Genomic DNA, 7,028 nt, shown 5'->3' with positions numbered 1-7,028 from the left:
GCTCGCCGATCGGCACGCCGCGGCGCAGCACGCCGGGGGCGAACGGCAGCAGGCTCTCGAACTTCTGGTTCCACACCACCAGCGTGCCGCCCGCGTCGTACACCGACAAGCCGTCGTTCATGCCGTGGAACACGCTCTCCAGCAGGCGGCCCTGCGCATGCAGGCCCTGCGTGAGCCGCTGCTTCTCGAGCAGGTGGTCGCGGAACACCTGGAAGGCGCGCGCCAGCTCGCCGATCTCGTCGGGGCGCGCGATCGCGGTGCTCGGCTGCGCGACATCGCCGCCGGCCAGCCGCGTCATCGTGCGCGTCATCGCCTGCAGGTCGCGCAGCACGCGCTGCACGTACAGCGCGCCGGCCAGCGCCGTCAGCACCGACAGCGCGCTCACCAGCACCAGCGCCGAGGCGCCCGAGGCCACCGTGCGGCGCACCGTGTCGCGCCGCTCGGTCGACACCTTGCGCAGCTCGGCCACGTAGGCGCTGGCGCGCGCGCCGAGCTGCGTCGAATGGCTGCGCATCAGCTGCACCACGGTGCTGAGCTGGCGCTCGGTGCGCAGCTGCCGGCGGCGCAGCTGGAACGCGCCGTCGTCGCCGAAGCACAGCGCCTGCAGCGCGGCGGCGAGCGCCGGCAGCCGGCGGTCCTCGCCGGCCTGCTGCGCGAACACCCACAGCGCCTCGACGTCGGCCTCGCTGCGGCCGAGGGTCGTGTACTCGTCGGCCAGCTCGGCGGCGACCAGCGTGCTCCAGATCGACTGCAGGCTCGGCCCGTCGCGCTGCACGCGCACGCGGTTGCGGAACAGCTGGTCGCCCAGCGCGTCGAGCGTGTCGCGCTGGCTGCGCAGCTGGGCCTGCTGGCGGCGGCGTTCGCTCGACAGCGCGAGCAGGCTGGTCAGGTCGCGGTCGATGCCGTCGAGCATCGCGGTGGCCTCCAGCCGCGAATCGGCCTGCGTCGGCAGATCGCCCGACAGGCGGCGGATCTCGCCGAGCAGCACGCGCACCAGCTGGCTGTCGTTGCGGCTGGGCGATTGCAGGTCGCTGTCGGCGATGCTGGGCGCGACGGCGGCGAGCTGCGACACCTTCTCGGCCAGCTCCAGCACGCGCGCGATCTCGGGCATCACGCCGGCCTCGAAGTCGTCGAGCGCGCGCTGGTTGTGGCGCATGCCGGCGATGCCGGTGACGGCCAGCACGATGGTCAGCAGCAGCAGCGCGAGGAAGGTGGCGAGCAGGCGGGTGCGGATCGCGAAGCGGGCGGGGATCTCGCCGGGCGGTGCGGCGGCATCCCGCGTGGCGGCAGCGTCCACGGGTCAGCCGCGTGTCACCGGTACGCCGAACACGTAGCCCTGGCCGCGCTCGGTGCGGATGTAGGCCGGTTGGCGCGGGTTCGGCTCGATCTTGCGGCGCAGTCGCAGCACCAGCACGTCGACGCTGCGGTCGTAGGCCTCGGTCTCGGTGCCGCGGAACTGCGACAGCAGCTCGTCGCGCGCCCACACGCGGCCGGCCTGCGTGACCATCGCGGCGAGCAGCGCGAACTCGCCGCGCGTCACCTCGCAGGGCTCGCCGCTGCTGCGCGCCAGCGTGCGGGCGGTGCGGTCGAGCACCCAGTCGCCGAAGCGGTAGCGCTCGTGCACCGGGTCGTCGGGGCGGGCGGCCGGCTGCGACAGCTCGGTCGAGCGGCGCAGGCTGGCGCGCACTCGGGCCAGCAGTTCGCGCCCGGAGATCGGCTTGACGAGGAAATCGTCGGCGGCGAGTTCGAGCCCCAGCACCCGGTCGGCCTCGTCGCCCTTGCCGCTCATCATGATGATGGGCACGGTGGAGCTGCGGCGCAGCTCGCGCGCGATCGCGAGGCCGTCCTCGCCGCGCAGCTTCAGGTCGAGCATCACCAGCGAATGCGGGCGCTCGCGCAGCGCGCGCTGCATCTCGGCGCCGGTCTGCACCGCGGTGGCCTGCAGGCCGCCATCGGTGAGCACCGCGCCGATCCAGTCGAGCACGTCGCGCTCGTCGTCGAGGACCAGGATGCGGTGCGGGGTGGGCATCGGGGGACTATACGAAAGCGCACCGAGGCGGGCTCTCGGGAATGTCCCTCGCCGTGGCGAGTGCTGCAAGTCAATCGCCGCTCCCGGGTCTCATCGACCGCAAGCCATGGTCGCTCAACGCGCCTTCTCACCCACCCGCGCAAACAACATCCCGCACCGCTCCAACCGCACGGCGCCGCCCTCCAGCCGCGCCCCGATCGACCGCTCCGCGATCACCACCGCGTGGCGGTCGATCCGGTAGTCCGCCGGCTCGCCCGACAGGTTGAACACGCAGATCAGCGACTCGCCACCCGCCACGCGCTCGAAGGCCAGCACCTGGTCGGTGGGCGCCAGCAACTGCAGCGTGCCGTCGCGCAGCAGCCGCTCGCGGCGGTGCCAGCCCAGCCAGTCCACGTAGAACGCATGCAGCGACCCCGCGTCGCCCACCTGCTCGCGCACCGCCAGCGGCAGGTGCTCGTCGGCGATCGGCAGCCACGGCGTGCCGGTCGTGAAGCCGGCGCCCGGTGCGCGCGTCCAGGGCATCGGCGTGCGGCAGCCGTCGCGGCCCATCTTCTGCGGCCACATCGTGATGCCGAACGGGTCGCGCAGCTGCTCGAACGGCACGTCGACCTCGGTCAGCCCCAGTTCCTCGCCCTGGTAGATGCACTTGCCGCCGGGCAGCGACAGCAGCAGCGCCGCGGCCAGCTCGGCACGTTGCCGCGCCGTCGCGCCCCACGCCGACCAGCGCGACGCGACGCGCTCCACGTCGTGGTTGCCGATCGACCAGCACACCCGCGAGCGGCTCGCGTCGCGCAGGTACTCCTCGAGCACGCCGGCCAGGTGGCGTGCCGAGCAGTCGCGCTCCAGCAGCCGGAACACGTAGGCCATCTGCAGGCGCCGCTCGCCAGCCGTGTACTCGGCCAGCGTCTTGTACTGCTGGTCGTCGCCGATCTCGCCGAGCAGCGCCGCACCGGGGAAGCCGTCGCACAGCGCGCGCAGCCGCTCGATGAAGAGCAGGTTCTCCGGCTGCGTCTTGTCGTACAGGTGGCGCTGCCACGCATACGGGTTGCTGCGGTGCGCTGCGCCCGCGAACTGCCCCGCGGGCTGCGGCGGGTTGCTGCGCAGCTGGCGGTCGTGCGTGTAGAAGTTGAMGGTGTCGAGCCGGAAGCCGTCGACGCCGCGCACCAGCCAGAAGCGCGCCACCTCCAGCAGCGCGTCCTGCACGGCCGGCGTGTGGAAGTTCAGGTCCGGCTGGCTGGCCAGGAAGTTGTGCAGGTAGTACTGCTCGCGCCGCGTGTCCCACTGCCAGGCCGATCCGCCGAAGATGCTCAGCCAGTTGTTCGGCGGCGTGCCGTCGGGCTGCGCATCGGCCCACACATACCAGTCGGCCTGCAGGTTGCTGCGGTCGGCGCGGCTCGCGGCGAACCACGGGTGCTGGTCGGAGCTGTGGCTGAGCACCAGGTCGATCATCACGCGCAGCCCCAGCGAATGCGCGCATTCCACCAGCGTCTCGAACGAGCGCATCGAGCCGAACATCGGATCGACGTCGAGGTAGTCCGACACGTCGTAGCCGAAGTCGCGCATCGGGCTGCGGAAGAACGGCGCGATCCACACMGCGTCGACGCCCAGCCCCTTCAGGTAGGGCAGCCGCGCGGTGATGCCGTCGAGGTCGCCGATGCCGTCGCCGTTGCTGTCCTGGAAGCTGCGCGGGTAGACCTCGTAGACGACGGCATGGCGCCACCAATCGATGTTCTGGTTCATGGTGTTGTTCATCCCTTGACGGCGCCGGCGGTGAGACCGGACACGATGTAGCGCTGGAAGGCCAGCACCCCTGCGATCAGCGGCAGCGTGACGATGACCGACGCCGCCATCAGGTTGCCCCACGGCAGCTCGTAGCTGCTCGCGCCCGAGATCAGCGCGATCGCCACCGGCACCGTGCGCTCGGTCGCCGACAGCGTGAAGCTCAGCGCGAACAGGAACTCGTTCCACGCGCCGATGAAGGCCAGCAGCCCGGTCGCCACCAGCGCCGGCCACAGCATCGGCAGGAAGATGCGGAAGATCATCGTGAACACGCCGGCACCGTCCATCAGCGCGGCCTCTTCCACTTCCTTCGGCAGGTCGCGCATGAAGGTGGTCAGCACCCACACGGTGAAGGGCAGCGTGAACAGCAGGTCCGACAGCATCAGCGCCGCCAGGCTGTCGTACAGGCCGAGCGCGCTGACCAGCTCGAACAGCCCCGCCAGCACCGCGACATGCGGAAACATCGAGACGCCGAGGATGGTCAGCAGCAGCGCCTGCCGGCCGCGAAAGCGCACCCGCCCGAGCGCCCAGGCCGACAGCAGCGCGAGCACCAGCGACAGCGCGACGACGACGCCGGCCACCAGCGTCGAGTTCAGCAGGTTGGTGCCGAACGGCTGGTCGCGGAACAGCGCCACGTAGTTGCCGATCACGGCGCGGCTCGGCCAGAACTGCGCGCTGAACAGGTCGCTGCCTTGCTTGAACGAGGTGGCGATCGCGTACGCGAACGGGAACAGCGAGACGAAGATCACCCCCAGCGAGGCGCCGCGGCGCAGCGCGGTGGCGAGGGGCGGTTGCCGCGAGCGCATCAGTCGAGTTCCCGCATGCGAGAGCGAGTCGCCAGCAGCCACGCGATCGTGATGACCGCGATGGTCGCGAACAGCAGCGTGGCCGCTGCCGAGCCCGGGCCGATCTTCTGGAAATCGATCAACTGCTCGCGCACGTAGACCGACATGCTGCGCGTCGCGCGGCTGTTGGAGGTCATCACGTAGATCACGTCGAACACGCGCAGCGCATCGAGCCCGCGGAATACCGTCGCCACCAGCATCGCCGGCAGGATCAGCGGCAGCGTGATGTGCGTGAAGATCGTCCATGGCGATGCGCCGTCGATCTGCGCCGCCTCGTGGCAGTCGCGCGGCACCATCTGCAGCGCGGCCAGCGTCAGCAGCGCCATGAAGGGGGTGGTCTTCCAGACGTCGACCATCACGATCGTGATGAACGAAAGTGACGGGTCGGCCGTCCACGCGAGCGGCTCGTCGATCAGCCGCGCGGCCACCAGCGCGGTATTGATGACGCCGAACTGGTCGTGCAGCATCCAGGTCCACATCTTGGCCGACACCACGGTCGGGATCGCCCACGGCACCAGCACCGCGGCGCGCAGCAGCGTGCGCAGCCGCGACGGGTGGTTCAGCAGCAGCGCGATGCCCAGGCCCAGCAGGGTCTCGAGCAGCACCGAGCTCACGGTGAACAGCAGCGTGTTGCCGACCGAGGCCCACCATTCGGGATCGAACAGCACGCCGCCCTCGCCGAAGCGCTGGCCCAGGTAGTTGTCGAGCCCGACGAAGCGGTGCGTGCCGAGTGCCGACAGCTTCGCATCCGTCAGGCTGAAGAACAGCGTGCGCGCGAGCGGCCAGCCGGCCACCGCCGCCAGCACCGCGAGCGTCGGCAGCACCAGCCACCAGGCCTGCACGCGCCGCGCGCGCTGCAGGCCGGTGCCCGTCAGTTCCATCTGTCGGATTTATCCGCGGGGGCGAGCTTGTTGAGTTGCCGGTCGAGGTCGGCCACCGCCTGCGGCGCCTGTGTCTTGCCGGAGAGCACGTCGTGCGCCGCGTTCCAGAACAGGTTGCTGACCTGGTTGTACTGCGCGGCCGTCACCGTCGACGGGCGGCTCACCGCAGCGGCGAAGGTGCTGCCGAGCTCGGCCATGAAGGGGTTGGCCTTCATCACGTCGGCATCCTTGTAGAGGGCCGGCAGCGTCGGGTTGTACGAGGCCTTGATCGCGCGGTCCTTCTGCACCGCGGCGCTGACGAGGTAGTTCACCAGGTCGGCGGCCACGGCCTGGTTCTTCGAGTACTTCGAGACTGAGAGCTGCCAGCCGCCGAGCGCCGCGGCGCTGCGGCCTCCTGTCGATCCACTGCCACCGGCAGGCAAGGGCATCACGCCGACCTTGCCGGCGATCTGGCTGTCGGGCTTGTGCGCCAGCGCCCAGACGTAGGGCCAGTTGCGCAGGAACACCGCGTTGCCCGACTGGAACACGCCGCGGCTGTCTTCCTCGGCGTAGTTCAGCACCGCCTTCGGCGTGATGGTGCCGACCCAGCTCGCCGCGGTCTGCAGCGCCTTGATCGCGTTGGCGTTGTTGACCGAGACCTTGCCGTTCGATTCGACGATGGCGCCGCCGCCGAAGCTCGCGAGCCATTCGGTCGCGTTGCAGCTCAGGCCTTCATAGGCGCGGCCCTGCCAGACGAAGCCCCACATCTTCGGGTTGCCGGCGGCGCGTTCGCCGTCCTGGATCTTCTTCGCGGCGGCGGCCAGCGCGTCCCAGGTGGTGGGCGGCGCAACCTTGTACTTCTCGAGCAGGTCCTTGCGGTAGAACAGCAGCCCGGCGTCGGTGAACCATGGCATCGCGACCAGCTTGTCGCCGACGGTGTTGTTGGCGATGATGGCCGGGAAGTGCTCCTTCTCGGCGCCCTTGGTGTAGGGCTTCAGGTCGATCAGGTGGCTGGCGAGCAGGCCGGGCCAGACGACGTCGATCTGGTAGATGTCGATCTTGTCGGAGCCGCTGCCGAGGATCTGCTGGTACAGCGCGAGGCGCTCGTTCGAGTCGTTGGGCGCGTTGATGACCTGCACCTCGTGGCCGGTCTTCCGGGCCCAGGCATCGGACTCCTCCTTGCAGAGCTGGAACTCGAGCCCGACGGCCCCGCACGAGATCTTCAGCGTGACGGCCTGGGCGCCGAACGCGCTCAGGCACAGGGTCGCGGCGAGCGCGGTGGCCCGGAGGGTGGCTTGCATGGTGTGTCGTCTMCTGTGGTCGGGGCCGTCGACTGCGGCCCGCGGGGGGAGTAGAGGCGTGGCGGGTTAACGCGGGATTTCTTGTTGCGGCTTGTGGTTCACGATTGAAACATTGCGCGGCTTGGCGCGGCGGGTGGGGGGCTGGGCTGGGGGCTCAGCTTCGGCGGTCGGCCCTGGCGGGCCGACTCCACGAAGAGGTCGCCCCCAGCCCAGC

6 protein-coding genes are annotated in these 7,028 nt (G+C 70.4%); all 6 read right to left on the bottom strand.

Annotated elements, in window-relative coordinates; all coding sequences use genetic code 11:
* Nucleotides 1-1,297 (bottom strand): HAMP domain-containing protein (locus AC1D1T_RS28380; protein ID WP_477992943.1); only part of this gene is annotated, 1,297 nt, incomplete at its 3' end.
* A 3-nt stretch (nucleotides 1,298-1,300) separates the two neighbouring features.
* Nucleotides 1,301-2,029, bottom strand: coding sequence for a response regulator (locus AC1D1T_RS28375; RefSeq protein WP_477842505.1), 729 nt, complete (start codon nucleotides 2,027-2,029; stop codon nucleotides 1,301-1,303).
* A 114-nt stretch (nucleotides 2,030-2,143) separates the two neighbouring features.
* Nucleotides 2,144-3,769 (bottom strand): alpha-glucosidase, encoded by a 1,626-nt coding sequence (locus tag AC1D1T_RS28370; protein WP_477992942.1) that lies wholly within the window; start codon nucleotides 3,767-3,769, stop codon nucleotides 2,144-2,146.
* Between the two features lie 8 nt (nucleotides 3,770-3,777).
* Nucleotides 3,778-4,614: a carbohydrate ABC transporter permease gene (locus tag AC1D1T_RS28365; protein WP_477829111.1), complete on the bottom strand. Its 837-nt coding sequence runs from the start codon at nucleotides 4,612-4,614 to the stop codon at nucleotides 3,778-3,780.
* Complete coding sequence (locus tag AC1D1T_RS28360; protein WP_477992941.1) at nucleotides 4,614-5,534, bottom strand: carbohydrate ABC transporter permease; 921 nt, start codon at nucleotides 5,532-5,534, stop codon at nucleotides 4,614-4,616. Before AC1D1T_RS28360 ends, AC1D1T_RS28365 begins: the two co-directional genes overlap by 1 nt.
* Complete coding sequence (locus AC1D1T_RS28355; RefSeq protein WP_477829034.1) at nucleotides 5,525-6,814, bottom strand: ABC transporter substrate-binding protein; 1,290 nt, start codon at nucleotides 6,812-6,814, stop codon at nucleotides 5,525-5,527. The genes AC1D1T_RS28360 and AC1D1T_RS28355 overlap by 10 nt, the downstream gene beginning before the upstream one ends.
* Between the last annotated feature and the right edge of the window lie 214 nt (nucleotides 6,815-7,028).

It is taken from the genome of Rhizobacter sp. P2_H3 (assembly GCF_056403355.1).
This window is presented reverse-complemented; position numbering and strand designations above follow the sequence as displayed.